The following is a 19014-nucleotide window of genomic DNA, read 5'->3' as shown; positions in this document are numbered from 1 at the left end:
GAAAGATTTTTGCAACCCGGCTTATCTCACCCTAAGCCTGCTTTACGCAGCTCCCGGCTACGCGCCCCGCGTGACATGGCGCGCATTATAGACATCCAAACAAACCAAGCAAGACCTTTTTCTTTCTAATAGGGTAATATAATTACTAACTGCTTATAAATAACACTTTTTGTTTAATTTTATAGCGATACAAATTTAAATAAGATATTTTTTCTATTGGCTGCTCAAGATCTAACCGTTAAGATAGTTTGGCTTAACGTAAATAAGCGCTTTTTTTTATTCTCTGTTTTTAGGAATTGATTATGTTACCAACTTTACGTGCTTCGTTACCTTATACCCTGGCCCTGGCAGTGCTGGCCTATTTTGCTTTTGCATTCTTTACTCTTGAAATAAACCAAGCCTGGTTTGTTGTTATTGGTGTTGTTCTTGCTGGTGTATTAGTGCCGATATTGGTTGATGTTAAAGGTGCAGCAACCAGTCCCGAGCAGCCGTCACAGGATTTTAGCGGCGATACTGCTACTTTATATGTTGGCAATCTGCCTTACCGGGCAAATGAGGAAGCCGTTAAAGAATTATTTGCATCTTACGGCGCAGTTAAGAATGTCAGATTAATGAAAGATCGCCAAACGGGCCGACGTCGTGGTTTTGGTTTCGTTGAAGTCTCAGCAAAAGACGCTAATAAAATGATTAATAAACTTAACGATTTCGAATTTCAGGAAAGGACATTAAAAGTTCGTGAAGCAAAGGAGCGCCAGGAAGACGACAACGCCGAGTAGTTGCCTTTGTTTTACAGTGCTCAATATCACGCCGGCATATAGCCGGCGTTTTATATTGGTCATCGTCTGCACCATCATTCGATAGCGATCTAAGGTTGGCGACAAGGCTAAAAAAACATAAAATAGTGCCATCATCCGTAATCTGAGACAATTATGCGAATAGGTCAGGTGTTTCCCACCGAGTATGAAAGCCAGCTAACCACTAAAGTTAATCTCATAACCCAACTACTGGCACCCTATTCAACACCTGAAATAGAAGTCTTTAGTTCTGCGCCAAGCCATTACCGGCAACGGGCAGAATTTCGTATTTGGCACGATGGCGATGATATTTATCACGCTATGTTCGATCCAGAGACCAAACAAAAAGTACGGATAGATTATTTTCCGGTAGCTTGCGAGCTAATTGCTGACTTTATGCCGCTGTTGCTCAGTAAAATTCAGTATAACCATCAACTTCGCTATAAACTGTACCAGGTAGATTATCTGGCGACCCTATCAGGCGAATTATTAGTCAGTCTGATTTACAAACGACAGCTTGATCAGATGTGGCAAGATGCAGCGCAGCAGTTGGTCTCTGACTTACTGCCAGAATTGTCTGTTAAAATTATCGGCCGGGCCCGCAAACAAAAGATTGTTCTGACTGATGACTTTGTTACCGAAAACGTTACTGTTACAAAGAACACGCTTGCATATCAACAGATAGAGGGCAGTTTCACGCAGCCAAATGCCGGTGTTAATCAAAAAATGTTGAACTGGGCGGCGGACATTGGCAGTCAGCTTAGTGGTGATTTGCTTGAGCTATATTGTGGTAATGGTAATTTTGCTTTGGCGTTGGCTCCCTACTTTAACCAGGTTGTGGCCACTGAAATTTCGCGTACCTCAATTAAATCGGCACAATACAATATCGCACTAAATAACATCAACAATGTTCAGGTGTTACAAATGTCTGCCGAAGACGTGTCCAAATCTCTGGAAAATGGCACGGCTTTAAAGCAAATCGAACTGGCCGGAATGGCATTGAATACGGTGTTGGTCGACCCACCTCGAGCAGGCTTGGATCCTGATACCGTTAATCTGGTCAGTCGCTTTAATGACATTATTTATATCTCATGCAATCCAGAAACTCTGGCCATGAATTTGGAAAGCCTGGACACCACGCACCGTATAGTGAAAACTGCACTGTTTGATCAGTTTCCTTACAGCCATCATGTCGAAACGGGTGTGTGGTTGCAAAAGCGTTAGGCCTTAACGATTTTACTCCGGCCATAACTCGCCGCACCATGCGCCATCCAACGCAGTTGCGTAATGGTGCGGTTGGTTAAACTGGCAAACTGATCAGGGGGCGCGTCCAGTGCATCGGCGCCGGTGTGAAACACCAGAGTTACCATTGCTTCGGCCTGTAATTGCGCCAGCTCATCCGGGCATGCCGTTTCTTTTCGTAAGTAATGGGCCAATTCTGCCGAGAAATGCTGAATTTCCCGGGCCACTGCAGCACGAAAAGCCGCTGACGTACCTGAGCGCTCACGTAGCAATAACCGGAACACATTGCTATTGCCTGTAACGAACTCCATAAAAGTTTCAACAGACGTACTGATTACACTACCATTTTTTTCAATTCGCTGCCGAGCCTGGCGCATAAGCTGGCGCAACATTAAGCCCGCCTCATCAACGAGGGTCAAACCTAATTCATCCATGTCAGCAAAATGACGATAGAAAGAAGTTGGAGCTATGCCAGCCTCACGGGCAACTTCACGCAGGCTTAAACTGGCAAAACTTTTATCAGCACTTAGCTGAGAAAAAGCCGCTTCTATTATGGCCTTACGAGTTCTCTCTTTTTGTTGCGCTCTACTCACGATGTTTCCTATCGAAAAAATAGCTATTTTATACCTTGACCTGACCCTGCTGGCTAGTTAAATTGGCGTACAGCTGTAAGCTCAATGTGTGCTTCACAAGATTTCTTAACATTAAGTGCCCTAAATGAAAAAAGCCCCCATCATCTGGACCACCACTATTCTATTCAGCCTGACGTTTCTTGTTGCAGCAATCGCTGTACCCTGGTATGCCATCGCTGTCGGGTTTGGCTGGTTTGAAATAATCGCGACCATATTAGCATTAGGTTACTGCGGCATGTCTATTACTGCAGGTTATCATCGTTTATGGGCGCACAAAACCTACGATGCACATCCATTTTTACAATGGGCTTTTGCTATTGGCGGCGCGTTCGCCCTGCAAAATAGTGCTCTCCACTGGTCTTCAGATCATCGTGATCATCATCGACATGTCGATAACGACGACAAAGACCCCTATTCTGCAGGCCGTGGCTTCTGGTACAGCCATATTGGCTGGATGCTACGTGACTACCAGGGCGAGGTCTATCACGACTACTCTAACGTACGGGATCTGCAAAAAAATCGTATTGTCGCTTGGCAGCATAAACATTATCTAGGGTTAACCATCGCCACCAATTTAGGTATCCCGGTGTTGCTTGGCTGGTTAAGCGGTAACATGCTTGGCATGATTTTAAGCGTTGGTGTGCTGCGTTTGGTTTTAAGCCATCATTTTACTTTTTTTATTAATTCATTAGCTCACATCTGGGGCAAGCAACCTTATACCGACAAAAACTCAGCCAGAGATAACGGTGTACTGGCATTTCTCACCTACGGTGAGGGCTATCACAACTATCACCACATATTTGAATATGATTACCGTAATGGCATTAAATGGTGGCAGTTTGACCCAACAAAGTGGTTAATTAAATCTTCGAGCTATATTGGTCTTACCCGGAACCTCAGAACTGTTCCGGAAGAGCGCATCGCGTTGGCCAAGGCAAAAATGCAGTTACAGCGTGCACAGCAAAAAGCACAATTGCTACCAAACGCAGAACAGCTGTTGCAATTGCTGGAACGGGAATACGAACTGCTAGTCGCCCGAATGCAGGATTTTTATCAATTGAAGAAACAATTTGTCGTGCAGAAGAAACAAGCTTTGATTGAACAGTATCAAACCGCTGATTTTAAACTACGCTATCGCGAATTTAAACGTCATATGCAACAACAACATCAACACTGGCAGCGGCTTACCGCCGCACTCCACTAAACACTTAAAAAGAGGCTGCGGCCTCTTTTTTTGTGATAAAGACCTGTTATGCTGCCACGTTATCGTTTTAAATAAAAAAGGCAATGCTTGTGACCGAAAACAGTAAATCCAAAAGACCTGCCTATGATTATGACGCAATTGTTATTGGCACCGGCCCGGGTGGTGAAGGTGCAGCCATGTATCTGGCTAAAAGTGGAAAGCGGGTAGCCGCAATTGAACGTTATAAGTCAGTTGGAGGTGGGTGCACACACTGGGGTACTATTCCATCCAAAGCATTACGACATTCTGTCAGCCGGCTAATCGAATTCAATGAAAACCCGTTATTCCAACTAGATGATCAGCTAACCCGGCTAACCTTTTCTCAGATTCTGAAGCATGCTGCCGGGGTTATTCGTAAACAGGTAAAGCTCCGAGCAGGTTTTTATGATCGTAACCTGGTCAGAATTCATCAGGGCGAAGCACGCTTTATTGATAAAAATACCCTGGAAATTACTTCGGAAGATGACAGTAGTTATCGTCTGACAGCAGAGACCATTGTTATTGCTTCAGGCTCGCGGCCTTATCGGCCACCACAAGTCGACTTTAATCACTCTCGGATCTACGACAGCGACACCATCTTATCGCTGGTACATGAGCCTAAACATATAATTATCTATGGCGCTGGAGTAATTGGCTGTGAATATGCTTCTATTTTTCGGGGACTTGGGGTAAGAGTTGATCTGGTAAATACCCGGAACCGGCTGTTATCTTTTATGGATGCGGAAGTATCGGACTCTCTAAGTTATCATTTCTGGAACTCAGGGATGACCATTCGCCATGGTGAAGAATTCGCTCAAATTGAAGGTCAGGCTGACGGTGTCGTACTTCATTTGCAGTCGGGAAAAAAGATGAAGGCAGATTGTTTTCTATTTGCGAATGGCAGAACTGGCAACACTGATATGTTAAATCTGACTGCGATTGGCCTAGACTCTGACAGCCGTGGTTTAGTAAAGGTTAATGAACGCTATCAAACCAGCATTGATAACATCTATGCTGTAGGTGATGTGATTGGTTACCCCAGCCTGGCTAGCGCAGCATACGACCAGGGTCGTCTGGCTGGAGAAGCAATAGTCAAAGGTAATCTTGATGGCCACCTGATTGCTGATATTCCCGTGGGTATTTACACCATCCCGGAAATGAGTTCTGTCGGTAAAACGGAGCAAGAGCTCACCAATGCTAAAATTCCTTATGAGGTAGGCAGAGCTCAATTCAAACATCTGGCTCGTGCTCAAATTGCCAATACTAATGTTGGTAGTCTGAAGTTATTATTCCATCGAGATACTTTAGAAATTCTCGGTATTCACTGTTTTGGTGAACGGGCGGCAGAAATTGTTCACATCGGTCAGGCTATTATGATGCAGGCCAACGGTGGCAATAACTTAAATTATTTTGTCCATACCACGTTTAATTATCCCACTATGGCAGAAGCCTATCGGGTTGCCGCCTTAAACGGCTTAAATAGACTTTTTTAACATACTTTATAAGTTTAAGTTTAAGTCATTGAAAAGTATCAAAATAATTATTTTTGTTTTGACTGATAAATCATTGTAAACTCAATGAAATTATAAAATTTCGTGGGACTGTCGTGGAGACCCGTTATGCCAATAGTTCGTATTAGTCTGGCTTGGATTGCAATCTGCTTCTCCTGGCATACACTTGCAGATTTCCCAACTGCAAAGTCTTTATTTCAAAAGCAGGAATACCAACTGGCAAAGCCACGACTGGAAAAATTAGCCGAGTTGGGTCATCTGGAAGCGCAGTTTCTGGTGTCGAGAATTTATGCTGAAGGTCTGGGTACAGAAGTGGATATCAACAAAGCTTATGCCTGGAGCCTAATTGCTCGCGACCGTGACCACCCAGAAGCGGCAAAACAATATTTGGAGTTAAGGCGCAAACTTGACTCGCGTCGTGACGGCAAAGATACTTTTAGCAATTTGAATAGCAAATACGGCAAAGATGCTTTATTTGGTAACCTGTATCCTATTGCCAACAGATTTGTTGTCGGTAGTGCCACAAAAATAAAAGCCATTCGCCAGGAAGAACCGAGTTATCCAAGCTATTTTGAGCGTGGTGGTGTATCGGCATGGGCGGTTGTTCATTACGATATTAATGAAGATGGTAAAGTAGAAAATGCCAAAGTAATCGCCTCTTTTCCGGTAGATGGGATAAGTGAATATGTGCTTGAAGCAGTGAATAACTGGCGCTTTGAACCGCCGCGCGATTTATATGGTGATACCAAGCGGCTTGAAATGCAATTGCATAGCTTTCAGGTAAAAGCCTCACAAGGCTCGCAATCCCGCCGTTTTAACCGTGACAATCAGGAATATCTGGATGCAATAGCAGATGCGGCCAAAGCAGAGTTTGCAGACTACCAGTATTTATATGCCATTCTGGCTGAAAGTAACATTGTTAAAACCGAAAACCCGCTTGATTGGTATCAAAAAGCCGCAATCAACGGCCATCAGACAGCCCAGTACCGTTTGGCTCAATGCCTGATAACAGGTAACGGTTGTGATAAGGACCGAAGCAAAGCAGTAAACTGGCTTTCAGTTGCAGCTGAAGGCGGCAACCCTAAGGCCGCTTATTTGCTCGCGCAGGAGCTGCTGGATAGTAACAACGTTAACTTTGAACCGCGAAAAGCCGCCCGTTATCTGGAACTTGCTGCATTACAGGAGTATATGCCTGCAATCGCGGATTATGCTTCGCTGCTGGCAATGTCTGATGACCCTGAAATTTACAATCCTAAAAAGGCAGTAAGCCTGGCAGAGCAAGGCAGGGCTATCGACCCGAACCATCCCGATTTACTTTCTACTATAGGTGTTGCCTTTATTGAGCTTGGCCAACAAAGCAGAGGGGAAGCAATGCTGCAACAGGCCATTAATGAGGCGAAAAAACGAAACTGGACAACCACAAACTTTGAAGATTTACTGCTTGATTATCAGACGTCCGTAGCAGGAACTAACTAATAAAAAAGGCCATCGTTTGATGGCCTTATAATTTACTCTTCTGAAGTATCCAGATGGTAAGTGCGACTTAACGACTGTACAGCATCAATAAACACGCCTGCTTTCTCCGGATCAACATCTGGTGTAATACCATGACCGAGATTAAACACATGGCCTGTGCCCTGGCCATAACTGTCTAAAATCGATTGTACTTCCTGGCGGATCCGCTCTGGTGAGCCAAGCAGCAGTGAAGGGTCCATATTGCCCTGTAGTGCAACTTTATCACCTATTCTGGTACGGGCATTACCAATATCCGTTGTCCAGTCAAGACCTACAGCATCACAACCGGTAGCGGCAATAACTTCCAGCCACTGACCACCATTTTTAGTAAATAAGGTAACCGGAACTTTGCGGCCATCGGCTTCGCGCGTTAGACCATTAACGATAGTCTGCATGTAGCTTAACGAGAATTCTTTGTAATCGCGTGGTGTAAGGATACCGCCCCAGGTATCAAAGATCATCACGGACTGTGCCCCTGCTGCAATTTGGGCATTTAGATACAGCACAACACTTTGCGCCAGTTTATCTAACAACATATGCAGCACTTCAGGCTCGCTGTACATCATTTTCTTAATGATACTAAACGTTTTGCTACCACTTCCCTCAACCATGTAAGTTGCCAGCGTCCAGGGGCTTCCGGAGAAGCCAATCAGAGGCACGCTACCATTTAGTTCGCGTCTGATCGTACGTACAGCATCCATTACATAACGCAACTCCTGCTCAGGATCTGGTACTGGTAAATTAACCACATCCATAAAATCACGAATTGGCCGTTGAAATTTAGGGCCTTCACCTTCGCCAAAATATAAGCCTAAACCCATAGCGTCAGGGATAGTTAATATATCACTGAATAAAATAGCAGCGTCCAATGGGTAGCGACGCAACGGCTGCAATGTCACTTCGCACGCCAGTTCCGGGTTCTTGCATAACGACATAAAATCGCCTGCCACCGCCCGGGTCGCACGATACTCTGGCAAATATCGACCAGCCTGTCGCATCATCCAAACAGGAGTGCGGTCAACAGGCTGCTTTAGCAACGCGCGTAAGTAACGGTCATTTTTTAACTGCATAATTTATTCGCCTTCAGAAATAACTGGCTCAGTTTATCACCTGTCACCATCTGACTCTAGGGCATTAATCTGCAGTTCAGCTTTTTTAGGACCACGGCTTGTATCTGTTAACAACATCTGTTATAAAATACTTGCGCTAGTGAAGAATTATAAGCGAGAAGCCTGTTTAACAGGACCATGCAGTACCAAGTTAAGCCACTTTATGTGGCTTTTTTATTTGCCGCCATCCCTGGCGCAAACCCTTCGGGCTAAGGCCTTGCATTGTTAAAAATCTCTCCGTAAGATTTTGATTTACCTGTTATTTAAATGTTTTTGCTGTAATTGCCTGATAATTCTGCCTGAAAGGGTTTCTTTGGGGGGCACCTCAGGTAAGTTTGTTAAGTCAAACCAGGCCGCTTCGGCAATTTCATTCGGCTGACAGACAATGTCTCCCTGCTGATATTCTGCGGTAAACCCCGTCATTAAAGAATGCGGGAATGGCCAGGGTTGGCTCCCGACATAAACTAGGTTTGTAATATCAACGCCCACTTCTTCTTTAACCTCGCGTACCGCCGCTTGCTCTAACGTTTCGGCCGACTCAACAAAACCTGCCAAAATGGAATAGAAGCCCGGTTTATGACGGGTAGATCGAGCGAGTAATATCTGGCCAGGTCTGGTTATTCCTACTAGCACACAAGGCGCAATCCGTGGATAACAGCGATGTCCACATTTATTGCAAAGCGCAGCTAGTTCCCAGTGAACTAAGTGCATCGCACTGCCACACTGACCACAAAAACGATGGGTTTGTAAAAATAGTGCGACCTGCAGCGCCCTCGCCGCCAACTCAAACAATGCCTCACTATGTGCCAGCAAACTGCGGGCTGAATGCCAGAATGAATCATCGCTTATCTGATCATGGTCTACCAGCAGATAGCAGGGTTGCTGCTGATAGTCGCCCAGCCAGCAAATTTGCTCGGGCTGTGTGGCAATGGTTAAACTGGTTAACGTGCCGTGTGGTACCTGGCCATCAGTTGTAAGATATAAGCGGCCTTTATTTACAATAAACCAGTAGCCTAACCTCTCTTTTGGCAACGAAATACTGTGCTTTATCATGCTAAGGTCCTTAATTGATTCTGTTTATTCGGTTACATATCTGAGCACTATTGCTATGATACGACCAGTATACTGGGCTGACCAATAAAAAAATGGTTGATCTTTAGTGTAAATTTCTTTTAATTTGAGGTAGCAGAACTTTTACTGCTCTTAAGGAGAAGGCAATGTACCGTCGTGTGCAACAAGCGCAAAAAAAGTGGGGAGGGTCGTTAACTGCAATAGATAACTGGCTTGACGAACGCCAGCAACTCATTGTGAGTTATTGCAAGTTGGCCGGCTTACCTCCCTTTGAGAAGGACCGTCACACGCTGCCTGATCAGGATAAAATTCGCGGATTCTGCCAATTGTTGATGGACTATTTATCAGCCGGTCACTTTGAGGTATATGAACGCATCGTCGATCAATGCACCGTAAATGGCACTGATTCCCGTAAATTAGCAGATAGATTATATCCTAAAATTTCAGTATCGACTGATTTAGCGTTAACTTTTAATGATGCCTATGCTGATCATTTAAGTACCCGCGATAGCGCGGCATTTGACCGTGAATTGTCAGAGCTGGGACAAGCATTGGAAGAGCGATTTGAGCTGGAAGACGAGTTAATCGATACTCTGCATGCTAAACACACTGATGCCAGCGTATCTGCCTGAGTCGTCCCGCATACGGTAAGTCCGGCTGAGAGACTAAAACAAACAAGACGGCAGCGGCAACAATGTGATTGTCGCTGCCATCTTTGATATTATTCCGCTGAAACAATTTCCAGTAGTTCAACTTCAAACACTAAAACGCTATGTGGCGTAATCACACCCATATCGCGCTCGCCATAAGCCAACTCTGAAGGAATAGTAAACTTATATTTAGAGCCTACGTTCATTAGCTGAACACCTTCCGTCCAGCCAGGAATAACCCGGTTTAACGGGAATTCAGCTGGTGCGTCGCGATCGTAGGAACTGTCAAATTTTGTGCCGTCGGTCAAGGTGCCGGTATAATGTACTTTAACGATATCGGTTGCCACTGGCTTCGGGCCATCTGCGCTTTCCAGTACTTCGTACTGTAAGCCTGAATCCGTAACAGTAACGCCTTCTTTACTGGCATTTTGTTCCAGATAAGCTTTACCGGCAGCAATAACAGCTTCAGATTCTGCAGTTGCAATTTCAGCTTGTTTGGCACGGTATTGCTCGTCCAGGCTTGCTAACAATGTCTGAATTTCGTCATCACTAACGCTCGAGTTACCTGCTAAACCATCTTTAACACCTTGCAGAATTAACTCACTGTTTAACGAAACAGCGATTTTGTCATATTCCTGTACCGTGCTTTCCAGATAACGACCTGCAGAAACACCCAGGCTGTATGCTTGTTTAGCCTGCTCTGTATCCAGAACCGGTGCTTCGGGTTGTTTTTCTTGCTGGCAAGCACTTAATGTCAGCATCGCCACGGCAATCAGTGATAATTTGGATGTTACGCGCATTGATTTCTCCAATTTTTGGCAGCCAGGCTGCAAAAGTGTGTTTTAATAATCTCTCAGGTTCTGACCTATACTAACGGTTTGTGCGAATGAGGTTAACACCCACAATGAAATATCCTGTGCTTTTTGCTATTTTTTTACTCTCATCCTGCACAAAAGTAGAAACAACCCCTCTTCTTCAATGGCAACACGTTGCTCAAGGCAGCTATGCAGCCGAAATAAGTGTTAATGGCCGCTATGCAGCGGTCTCTTCGGTAGAACATGGTGTCGCTTTCTGGGATTTGCAACAGAATGCCCTTAAATACCAGTGGCAACATACGCCTGAGCAGGACAACCTGGTGTTCAGCCTGGCCATTAGCGCGGATAACACACACGTGTTAACCGCAGATCAGCATACCTTCGCACTGTGGCGCACTGACACAGGTCAAAATGCCGGCTTCTGGCAACTTGACCAATCTACAGTCAGAGACATTGCGGTATCTGATGAGGGTCGCCACCTACTGATAGCAAAAAGTAACGGAGTGGTGCAGCATATAACTCTAAGCTCCGGGCGCCGTCTCGAATTCATGGGACACAGTGAAAAAGTGAACAGCGTGGCAATGTCACCAAATGGTCGTTATGCGCTCACTGGCAGCAATGATTACCAGGCATACTTATGGGATACCGACAGCGCTCAGGTTATTCACTCTTTCAGCCACCCAAACAGGGTAAGTAAAGTGGCGCTGGACCCTCAGGGCCGCTTTGCTTTTACTGCTGATAGTCAAAGCCTGGCCAGAATTTGGGATATCCAGAGTGGTGCTCTGGTCAGCAGTTTGCAAATTACCGCCCGTCAGCAAGTATTCAGTGCTGTGCGCTTTAGTGCAGACGGACAATACTTACTTACCGGCGCCCCCACCCGCAATGTTGTACTTTGGCGGGTAAGTGATGGTAAAGAGTTACAGCGCTGGCGGGTTATGCCACGTGATGGCAGCCGTCCGGCGGGTGCCGTTGTGCATGCTGTAGCTTTCTTAAACCCAACACGTATAATCAGTGAAAGCTCAAGTGGGTATGCCGAAGTATGGGAAATAAATTATGACTGATCTTGATGCTGCTATGCAGCAACAGTTAATTGAACTGGAAAGTAAACTGGCGTTTCAGGAAGATACCGTTCACAACCTGAACAACGAATTGCATCAACACCAGATCCGGATTGAAAAGTTACAACAGCAAGTGATCCTGCTTGCCGAAAAACTGCGGCAACTGCCTGATGATCAAGGTATCCTCTCACCAGAAGATGAACCACCGCCGCCACATTATTAAAGCCAGGCAGCAATCAGGCTGTTATTCTGGTTTAAAAACCCCTATAACCTGCTCGCTGGCACGGCTGGCTTTTGATACTTCTTGTGCTGGCTGCACCATCTGATGGCCGCAGCTAACGCACTCCACTTTCTCTACGTTGTTTTCTAAAAACAGCATCATGGTGTCTACAGCATGGCATTTGGGGCAACTTGCGCCAGCAATAAAACGTTTTTTCTTACGAACAGTCATAAAGGTCTCATTTCATTAACGGTTAGGCCTTGGTTTATGCTGGTTATAGCGTAAAATTGGCGCTCTAGTTCAGTATTACAGGTAAAAGCATGATTCAGTTACAGCAGGTTGAACTGCGCCGCGGCCCACAGGCTTTATTCAGCAATGCCGATCTTACCGTATTTCCGGGGCAAAAAGTCGGAATAATTGGTGCTAATGGTTGCGGTAAGTCCAGCTTGTTTGCCATGTTGCTTGGCAAACTGCACGCCGATGCCGGTAATATTAATATCCCGGAACGTTGGGTGGTCTCTACCGTTGCTCAGGAAACCCCTGCTCTCGATTGCAGCGCTATGGATTATGTACTGCAGGGTGATGAAAAACTATTTCCGCTATTGTTAAAAGCCCGCAGCCAATGCAGTGAAAGTGATTTAGCCACAGTACATCTACAAATAGAAGCACTGGATGGCTACCGGGCTGAAGCCAAAGCTGGCGTACTACTTGATGGTCTGGGTTTTAGTGGTGAAGCACAGCAACAGTCCGTTAAATCGTTCTCGGGTGGCTGGCGGATGCGCCTAAACCTGGCCAAGGCGCTAATGCAGCCAGCTGAGCTACTGCTGCTGGATGAGCCAACCAACCACCTTGATTTAGACGCTGTATTGTGGCTGGAAAAGTATCTGGCAAACTATCAGGGCACCTTGCTGCTGATAAGCCACGACCGCGATTTTCTGGATGCCGTGACTGACAACATTGTCCACATTGAACGCCAGACACTGACTCTGTACAAAGGTAATTACAGCCAGTTTGAACGCCAGCGCGCCGAGCAATTATCGCAGCATCAGGCCAATTTCGATAAACAACAACGCCAGGTTGCCCACCTGCAAAAATTTATTGACCGCTTTAAAGCCCAGGCTACCAAAGCCCGCCAGGCACAAAGCCGGATTAAAGCGCTGGAACGGATGACCATCCTGGCGCCAGCTCACGTTGATTCACCTTTCAGCTTTAGTTTTCGCGAACCGAAATCACTGCCCAATCCTTTACTGAAAATGGAAAACGTGCAGGCTGGCTATAGCGATCACGTGATCTTAAGCCAGATTAAGTTTCAACTGCTACCGGGCAGTCGTATCGGTTTGTTAGGGCGCAATGGCGCCGGTAAGTCGACCCTGATTAAACTTTTGTCAGGCAGTATGCAACCACAAAGCGGCGAAATCTGGTATGCCAATGGGGTGAGTCTGGGCTACTTCGCCCAGCACCAGCTGGAGACCCTACGGCCACAAGACTCACCATTGCAGCATTTGGTACGCTTAGACCCGCTAGTCCCCGAACAGAAACTGCGTGACTTTTTAGGCGGTTTTGGCTTTCATGGTGACAAAGCACTGGAAGCGTGTGCGCCGTTTTCGGGCGGGGAAAAAGCCCGGCTGGTACTGGCGTTAATTGTTTATCAACGTCCCAATCTGTTACTGCTGGATGAGCCGACAAACCACCTTGATTTAGATATGCGCGAAGCTATCGTAATGGCATTACAGGAATTTGAAGGCGCCATTGTGATTGTCTCGCACGACCGTCATCTGCTTAGCAGCTGTACGGACGAGTTTTACCTGGTCGCACATGGCCGGGTAGCGCCTTTTGATGGCGATTTAGCGGATTATTATCAATGGTTGCAGCAAGATGCCCGACAAGCTAACAGCAACATTCAGACAGATACCCCTGCCAGCAGCAATATTGTTCGTAAAGATCAAAAGCGGCTGGAGGCCGAGCTGCGTAATTTGCTCAGGCCATTGAAGCAAAAAGTCGAAAAGCTGGAACAACAGCAACAAAAACTAACCGAACAACTGGCCACAATTGAGCAGCAACTGGCCGATGCCGATATTTACAGCGCGGAGCGCAAAGCTGAGCTTACTGCCCTGTTAACAAAGCAAGCTACTGCCAGCAGTAACCTGAGCAGTACTGAGGAAGACTGGTTTATGGCACAGGATGAGCTGGAGCAGCGAACTGAGCAATTCTGGCAACAGAATGGCTAGGCCGCCAGCAACAGACGCACTTTGGCAATTTAGCCTGGCACTGTATCCGAAAGTGCAGCCAATATGTTTACAATGGCAGGACAGCTTTGGTCTAAACGTTAATCTGTTGCTGTTGCTTTGCTATCTGGAGCAGCGGCAGCTTAGTTTGTCTGGCAGCCAACTTGAGCAGCTGGCCGCTACCTTGAATACTTTCAGCCAGCAGTTTACCCAACCGCTTCGCGCATTGCGCCGAAGCAGCAGCAAGGCCAATCTTTCCGTCACACAGCAACAACAGCTAAAGCAAAGCTTGCTGGCAGCAGAGCTATCATTAGAGCAACTGGAGCAGCAATTGCTGCTTGAGTACTGCCCGGCGTTAAGCCAATCAGCACAACCGTTAATTGAGCGATATCTGAGCCAACTGCAGGCCGATACCCCAGCATTAGCCCGCCAAATACTTGATCTACGTCAAGCCGTAACGCAACTGCGCTAGCACCACTTTCACAGTTTGATCTGTATCATGCCAAGCGCCATGCCACCTGCTTAAACTTCACGTATTAATTTTTTTGTTTACGGCGACGCAAGAGGACAAGGTTATGAACCTGTGGCATGAATTTTTAAATGATCCGGTTATCTTTATTTCATTTAGTGGCTTAGCCATTGTTATCGGCTTATGTTTGTTTTACGCAGTGTATTTTGTCTATAAAATTGACCACGACACACAAGAACCCGAGCAGCATTGAGCCTTAATTTGCACACGGGGTAACAGACTAGGTTTCAAGATAGGCCAGCTTATCAGGAACACCATTCCAGCTATCGGCATCAGTTGGCGGGGCTTTTACTTCACGAATGTTGGGCCATAAGTCAGCCAGCTCGGCATTAAGTGCGATAAAACCCTGCTGGTCGGCTGGCACCTTATCTTCCTGCACGATGGCATTAGCGGGGCATTCTGGCTCACACAGCGCACAATCAATACAAATGGTTGGGCTGATGGCCAAAAAGTTTGGCCCTTCAAAAAACGCATCAACCGGGCATACTGCCACGCAATCGGTATATTTGCATTTTATACAGTTATCCAGCACCACAAATGCCATAACGCGACCCGTTCCTGTTGGTTTTGGCTTCGGATCATACTGCAGCGAACAGAAAAAACAAGCGTGCATAAGCTGTTAAGAGCAGTAGCATCCGCTTTGTCATTATCCAGCAAGCAACCAGCTTGCTTGCTAAATAGGCTGGAACCTTATACCGTTGATCTGCCGCCTTTATTGGCTAATCAGCAGAAAATTACCAGGTCTCAGGAGCAGCCATGACAGCAAAAAAACGTATTCTGATTGCCGAAGACGATAGCTTTCTGCTGTCATTACTCGATTTACAATGTAGCAGTCTGAATATGCAGACATGCTGTGTTGGCAATGGCGAACTGTTGGTAGCAGAAGCACTGAGCTATACCTTTGATATTATATTAACCGACATTCAGATGCCGCTGTGTGACGGCATTGAGGCCATGCAAATTTTGCGTCGTCTGGGTTACGACCGCCCTGTATTTGCCATGTCTGCAGATAGTTTAGAGTGCGAGGGGTTTGATTACATTTTTGAAAAACCGGTAAATGTTGAGCTACTGGCAGAGTTGTTGTCAGGCACGCCAACACAGCAGCCGCTGCCGTTGCAGTTAAATAGTCAACTCACCAACCTGTTCTATCAGAATTTAGCGCAGCTTAGTCAGGACTTTGCCACGGCGCTTAACAATGAAGAGCGGGAACAAATGCGCCTTATCTGCCATAAAATTAAAGGCGGTGCGGCCAGCTTTGGTCATGGCGCTTTAAGTCAATTGGCTGACCACCTGCAACAACGCCTGCTGCTACAAAAGCTCGATCTAACGCTTCTTAATGAGTGTCAGCAGTTTCTGCTGGTGACGCAGCAAGCAGGAGCTGACAATGAAAGAACCTAAGCTATTGCTGGTAGACGATGTCGATTATAGTCGTCAACTACTGCGCAACAACATTATGTCATTGACTGAAATGAAGCTGCTGAAATACCGAACCTTTAACTTCTTTAACGCCGGTACTGCAGCCGATGCAAAGGCATTGTTCACACTACATCAACCGGATATTGTTTTTTTAGATATTGAACTACCCGACTATTCCGGGCTCGAACTGTTAGCGCAATTTAAACAGCAAAAACCCTCATGCTTTATTGCAATGATAAGTGGCGCCAGCACCCTGGAGAATGTTACTAATAGCATAAAAATGGGCGCGGCTACGTTCATCGCTAAACCCTTCACTGGCGATAAAATCCTGGCAGCAATGCGATTAATGGAAAAACAAATTTATTTGCAAGCAAGCCAGAGAACGCCTTAACTTTGCTGATAAATCGCCAGCACGTGTTGGCGCTGCCCCATTTAAAAACACACCAGACTTTCTTACGCTGAGCACTTTTCATCCTGACATCGCAAAGCGTTGCGGACATTCGCTTTAGCTTGGCGTAAAATAGTGCCATCTTGTGAGCGCCTGGCCTGTTGCCTGGTCGCAATGACACCGATATGGAACCGCTATGCTGCGCCTGACTGAAATAAAACTTCCGCTAAACCACGAAGAAAATGCGCTAACTGCTGCCATTCTTGCCAAACTACAGATAACAGCTGAGCAACTGCACAGTTTTACCGTATTTAAACGCGGCTTTGATGCCCGTAAAAAATCTGATATTCAGTTAATTTATACACTGGATTTAGAGGTTGCTAACGAAGCTCAGTTATTAAGCACTTTTGCCAGTGATCAGCATGTAAAACCCTCGCCTGACACCAGCTATAAATTTGTCGCACAAGCGCCCGCAACACTGCCCGAGCGCCCTATTGTTATTGGCCTTGGCCCCTGTGGTTTATTTGCTGGCTTATTGCTGGCACAAATGGGCTTTAAACCGATTATTTTAGAGCGAGGTAAAGAGGTGCGTGAGCGTACCAAAGACACCTTTGGTTTCTGGCGCGGCAAGGCGCTTAACCCTGAATCGAACGTGCAATATGGCGAAGGCGGTGCCGGTACCTTCTCTGATGGCAAGCTATACAGCCAGGTGAAAGATCCAAAGCATTATGGTCGTAAAGTAATGAGTGAGTTTGTCGCAGCCGGCGCCCCCGATGAAATTATGTACGTCAGTAAACCGCATATCGGTACCTTTAAGCTGGTAGCGATGGTAGAGAAAATGCGGGCAAAAATCATCGAACTCGGTGGTGAAATACGCTTTAGCAGCAAAGTGGAAAAACTGCATATTGATAACAGCCAGCTGAAAGGTTTAACTTTAGCCAGTGGTGAACAACTGCAAAGCCAGCATGTCGTGCTGGCGGTTGGCCACAGCGCCCGCGACACCTTTGAAATGCTGCACGAACAAGGCGTGTATATTGAAGCCAAGCCGTTTTCAATTGGCTTTCGGATAGAGCACGAGCAATCGATGATAGATGAATGTCGCTTCGGCCCAAATGCCGGTAACCCGATCCTTGGCGCCGCCGACTATAAACTGGTGCATCATTGCAGCAATAACCGCACCGTTTACAGCTTTTGTATGTGCCCGGGCGGTACCGTGGTGGCAGCAGCCTCTGAACCAGGCCGGGTGGTAACCAACGGCATGAGCCAGTATTCACGCCACGAGCGCAATGCTAATAGTGCCATCGTCGTGGGCATTGACCCAGATCGCGACTACCCTGGCCACCCGCTGGCTGGCATCGCATTGCAGCGCCAGCTGGAAGAACAAGCCTTTAAAGTGGGCGGCGAAAGCTATCATGCACCTGCCCAATTAATTGGCGATTTTTTAAAAGGCCGTTCTTCTGTCGAGCTGGGTGAAGTAAAACCGTCATATACGCCAGGTATAACCCTGACCGATTTAGCCCAGGTGTTACCCGACTTTGCCATTGCCGCCATTCGTGAAGCCATTCCAGCGTTTGACCGCCAAATTAAAGGTTTTGCTAAAGCCGATGGTTTGCTGACCGGGGTGGAAACCCGTACTTCATCGCCTATTTGTATTAAACGCGGCAAGGATTACCAAAGTATCAATATTAAAGGCCTGTACCCGGCCGGTGAGGGCGCCGGTTATGCCGGCGGCATTTTATCGGCAGGTATTGACGGCATTAAAGTGGCCGAAGCGCTGGCACTCGCCATGCTGGATGCCGATACTGCCTCAGCATAAAGCTCGTGATTACAGCACTAAGTCGCCAGTATTACCGCAACGGCCCGCCCCACCGGGCCGGCGCCGATGTGAGTTTTGGTGATTTAGTTAAAATATTCGGTTTTAACAGCATTCATATTGGCCGCTGGGTGCAAAGCGCCGAGCAACAGCAAGCTGCCAATTTATTTTTTGATGCACTGTGTGACTTGCAGCAGTTGTTGCAAGTGCCCGAGCAAGTTATTTCGCTTAATGGCAGCCTGGCGTTAACTTATGGTATTGGTGGCCAGCGCGGTGTCTGCGCGCATTATCAACCACAGGGACGTATTCTGGCGCTGGCTAAAAATGCTGGCGGTGGCAGCCTGGCGCATGAATGGTTTCATGCGTTTGATCACTATATTGCCAGTAAGTTATTCAGCACATTAGCGCCTGCCAACCGCTTTGCCAGCCGCTGCTGGCTCGATGGAATGGTCGTACGGCCACATCCGCTGAATGATCTGCTGCGGCAGGCTTTTCAAACTTTGTATTTATCTGACAATGGCCAGGACGAGAGCGCTTTTTTCAAACAATGTCGCTCGCTTGACGCCTCACGCCGGCAATTGTATTTGGCTATGCCGGAAGAAATGGCTGCGCGTGCCTTTGAAAATATGCTGCAGCGCCAGTCATTGAAAAACAGCTTTCTGGTCTCTGGAACTCTGCAAAGCCAGGCGGCTAAACTAGGGGTATATCCGGATGAACCGCTGAGCGTTGCATTACGTCAGCTATGGCTGCCCTATTTTCAGGCATTAGGACAGAGTCTGCGATTAAACGCTGGCTCACGGTAAC

The 19014-nt window shown here is 46.6% G+C and carries 21 protein-coding genes; 15 read left to right on the top strand and 6 right to left on the bottom strand.

Annotated features, from left to right (window positions below; genetic code table 11):
• Window positions 1-302: 302 nt before the first annotated feature.
• Both B2X65_RS11570 and trmA read left to right on the top strand, forming a co-directional pair.
• Entirely contained in the window at window positions 303-776 is a 474-nt protein-coding gene (locus tag B2X65_RS11570; protein WP_290612686.1) for an RNA recognition motif domain-containing protein, read from the top strand.
• 153 nt (window positions 777-929) lie between these two features.
• Window positions 930-2018, top strand: coding sequence for a tRNA (uridine(54)-C5)-methyltransferase TrmA (gene trmA, locus B2X65_RS11565; protein ID WP_290612685.1), 1089 nt, complete (start codon window positions 930-932; stop codon window positions 2016-2018).
• Here trmA and fabR read toward each other — a convergent pair.
• Window positions 2015-2629 (bottom strand): HTH-type transcriptional repressor FabR, encoded by a 615-nt coding sequence (gene fabR / locus B2X65_RS11560; RefSeq protein ID WP_290612684.1) that lies wholly within the window; start codon window positions 2627-2629, stop codon window positions 2015-2017. The genes trmA and fabR overlap by 4 nt on opposite strands.
• Before the next feature lie 124 nt (window positions 2630-2753).
• Between fabR and B2X65_RS11555 the strand changes: the two genes are divergently transcribed.
• The 3 genes from B2X65_RS11555 (at window position 2754) to B2X65_RS11545 (ending at window position 6877) form a co-directional block, all read left to right on the top strand.
• Window positions 2754-3872 carry a fatty acid desaturase gene (locus tag B2X65_RS11555; protein ID WP_290612683.1) on the top strand — a complete coding sequence of 373 codons (1119 nt, stop codon included), beginning with the start codon at window positions 2754-2756 and terminating at the stop codon, window positions 3870-3872.
• 89 nt (window positions 3873-3961) lie between these two features.
• Window positions 3962-5383 carry a Si-specific NAD(P)(+) transhydrogenase gene (gene sthA / locus B2X65_RS11550; RefSeq protein ID WP_290612682.1) on the top strand — a complete coding sequence of 474 codons (1422 nt, stop codon included), beginning with the start codon at window positions 3962-3964 and terminating at the stop codon, window positions 5381-5383.
• A gap of 126 nt (window positions 5384-5509) precedes the next feature.
• Window positions 5510-6877: a TonB family protein gene (locus tag B2X65_RS11545; protein WP_290612681.1), complete on the top strand. Its 1368-nt coding sequence runs from the start codon at window positions 5510-5512 to the stop codon at window positions 6875-6877.
• A gap of 32 nt (window positions 6878-6909) precedes the next feature.
• Here B2X65_RS11545 and hemE read toward each other — a convergent pair whose 3' ends face one another.
• Complete coding sequence (gene hemE, locus B2X65_RS11540) at window positions 6910-7986, bottom strand: uroporphyrinogen decarboxylase (protein WP_414631419.1); 1077 nt, start codon at window positions 7984-7986, stop codon at window positions 6910-6912.
• A 291-nt stretch (window positions 7987-8277) separates the two neighbouring features.
• Window positions 8278-9078 (bottom strand): NAD(+) diphosphatase, encoded by an 801-nt coding sequence (nudC, locus tag B2X65_RS11535; RefSeq protein ID WP_290612680.1) that lies wholly within the window; start codon window positions 9076-9078, stop codon window positions 8278-8280.
• A gap of 164 nt (window positions 9079-9242) precedes the next feature.
• On the opposite strand from nudC, the gene rsd reads away from it, so the two are divergent.
• Complete coding sequence (gene rsd / locus B2X65_RS11530; protein ID WP_290612679.1) at window positions 9243-9728, top strand: sigma D regulator; 486 nt, start codon at window positions 9243-9245, stop codon at window positions 9726-9728.
• An 89-nt stretch (window positions 9729-9817) separates the two neighbouring features.
• Here rsd and B2X65_RS11525 read toward each other — a convergent pair whose 3' ends face one another.
• Window positions 9818-10546, bottom strand: coding sequence for an FKBP-type peptidyl-prolyl cis-trans isomerase (locus B2X65_RS11525; protein ID WP_290612678.1), 729 nt, complete (start codon window positions 10544-10546; stop codon window positions 9818-9820).
• A gap of 104 nt (window positions 10547-10650) precedes the next feature.
• Between B2X65_RS11525 and B2X65_RS11520 the strand changes: the two genes are divergently transcribed.
• A complete protein-coding gene (locus B2X65_RS11520; RefSeq protein ID WP_290612677.1) occupies window positions 10651-11622 on the top strand; it encodes a WD40 repeat domain-containing protein in 972 nt (323 codons plus the stop codon).
• Complete coding sequence (locus B2X65_RS11515) at window positions 11615-11842, top strand: SlyX family protein (RefSeq protein WP_290612676.1); 228 nt, start codon at window positions 11615-11617, stop codon at window positions 11840-11842. Before B2X65_RS11520 ends, B2X65_RS11515 begins: the two co-directional genes overlap by 8 nt.
• Before the next feature lie 21 nt (window positions 11843-11863).
• Here the strand turns inward: B2X65_RS11515 and B2X65_RS11510 are convergent, their stop codons facing one another.
• On the bottom strand, window positions 11864-12070 hold the full coding sequence (locus B2X65_RS11510; protein ID WP_290612675.1) for a YheV family putative zinc ribbon protein: 207 nt from the start codon (window positions 12068-12070) through the stop codon (window positions 11864-11866).
• Window positions 12071-12159: 89 nt separating this feature from the next.
• On the opposite strand from B2X65_RS11510, the gene B2X65_RS11505 reads away from it, so the two are divergent.
• From B2X65_RS11505 to B2X65_RS11495, 3 genes are all read left to right on the top strand, one after another.
• Window positions 12160-14067 carry an ATP-binding cassette domain-containing protein gene (locus tag B2X65_RS11505; protein ID WP_290612674.1) on the top strand — a complete coding sequence of 636 codons (1908 nt, stop codon included), beginning with the start codon at window positions 12160-12162 and terminating at the stop codon, window positions 14065-14067.
• Window positions 14060-14536 carry a TIGR02444 family protein gene (locus tag B2X65_RS11500; RefSeq protein WP_290612673.1) on the top strand — a complete coding sequence of 159 codons (477 nt, stop codon included), beginning with the start codon at window positions 14060-14062 and terminating at the stop codon, window positions 14534-14536. The genes B2X65_RS11505 and B2X65_RS11500 overlap by 8 nt, the downstream gene beginning before the upstream one ends.
• Window positions 14537-14639: 103 nt before the next feature.
• A complete protein-coding gene (locus B2X65_RS11495) occupies window positions 14640-14786 on the top strand; it encodes a DUF3149 domain-containing protein (RefSeq protein ID WP_290612672.1) in 147 nt (48 codons plus the stop codon).
• Window positions 14787-14813: 27 nt separating this feature from the next.
• Here B2X65_RS11495 and fdxA read toward each other — a convergent pair whose 3' ends face one another.
• Complete coding sequence (fdxA, locus tag B2X65_RS11490; protein ID WP_290612671.1) at window positions 14814-15137, bottom strand: ferredoxin FdxA; 324 nt, start codon at window positions 15135-15137, stop codon at window positions 14814-14816.
• 212 nt (window positions 15138-15349) lie between these two features.
• Here fdxA and B2X65_RS11485 point away from each other — a divergent pair, with 212 nt between their 5' ends.
• The 4 genes from B2X65_RS11485 to B2X65_RS11470 all read left to right on the top strand — a co-directional run bounded on the left by B2X65_RS11485 (window position 15350) and on the right by B2X65_RS11470 (window position 19013).
• The gene (locus tag B2X65_RS11485) at window positions 15350-15991 is read left to right on the top strand and encodes a response regulator (protein ID WP_290612670.1); all 642 of its coding nucleotides are present in this window, start codon (window positions 15350-15352) and stop codon (window positions 15989-15991) included.
• Window positions 15978-16400, top strand: coding sequence for a response regulator (locus B2X65_RS11480; RefSeq protein WP_290612669.1), 423 nt, complete (start codon window positions 15978-15980; stop codon window positions 16398-16400). The genes B2X65_RS11485 and B2X65_RS11480 overlap by 14 nt, the downstream gene beginning before the upstream one ends.
• A gap of 193 nt (window positions 16401-16593) precedes the next feature.
• On the top strand, window positions 16594-18213 hold the full coding sequence (locus tag B2X65_RS11475; protein ID WP_290612668.1) for an NAD(P)/FAD-dependent oxidoreductase: 1620 nt from the start codon (window positions 16594-16596) through the stop codon (window positions 18211-18213).
• A gap of 5 nt (window positions 18214-18218) precedes the next feature.
• The gene (locus B2X65_RS11470; protein ID WP_290612667.1) at window positions 18219-19013 is read left to right on the top strand and encodes a CLCA_X family protein; all 795 of its coding nucleotides are present in this window, start codon (window positions 18219-18221) and stop codon (window positions 19011-19013) included.
• The last annotated feature ends 1 nt before the right edge of the window (window position 19014 follow it).

Source organism: Arsukibacterium sp. UBA3155 (assembly GCA_002364615.1).
Taxonomy (GTDB): Bacteria; Pseudomonadota; Gammaproteobacteria; order Enterobacterales; family Alteromonadaceae; genus Alishewanella.
The sequence above is the reverse complement of the archived record's forward strand: the minus strand, read 5'-3'. Positions and strand labels throughout refer to the sequence as shown.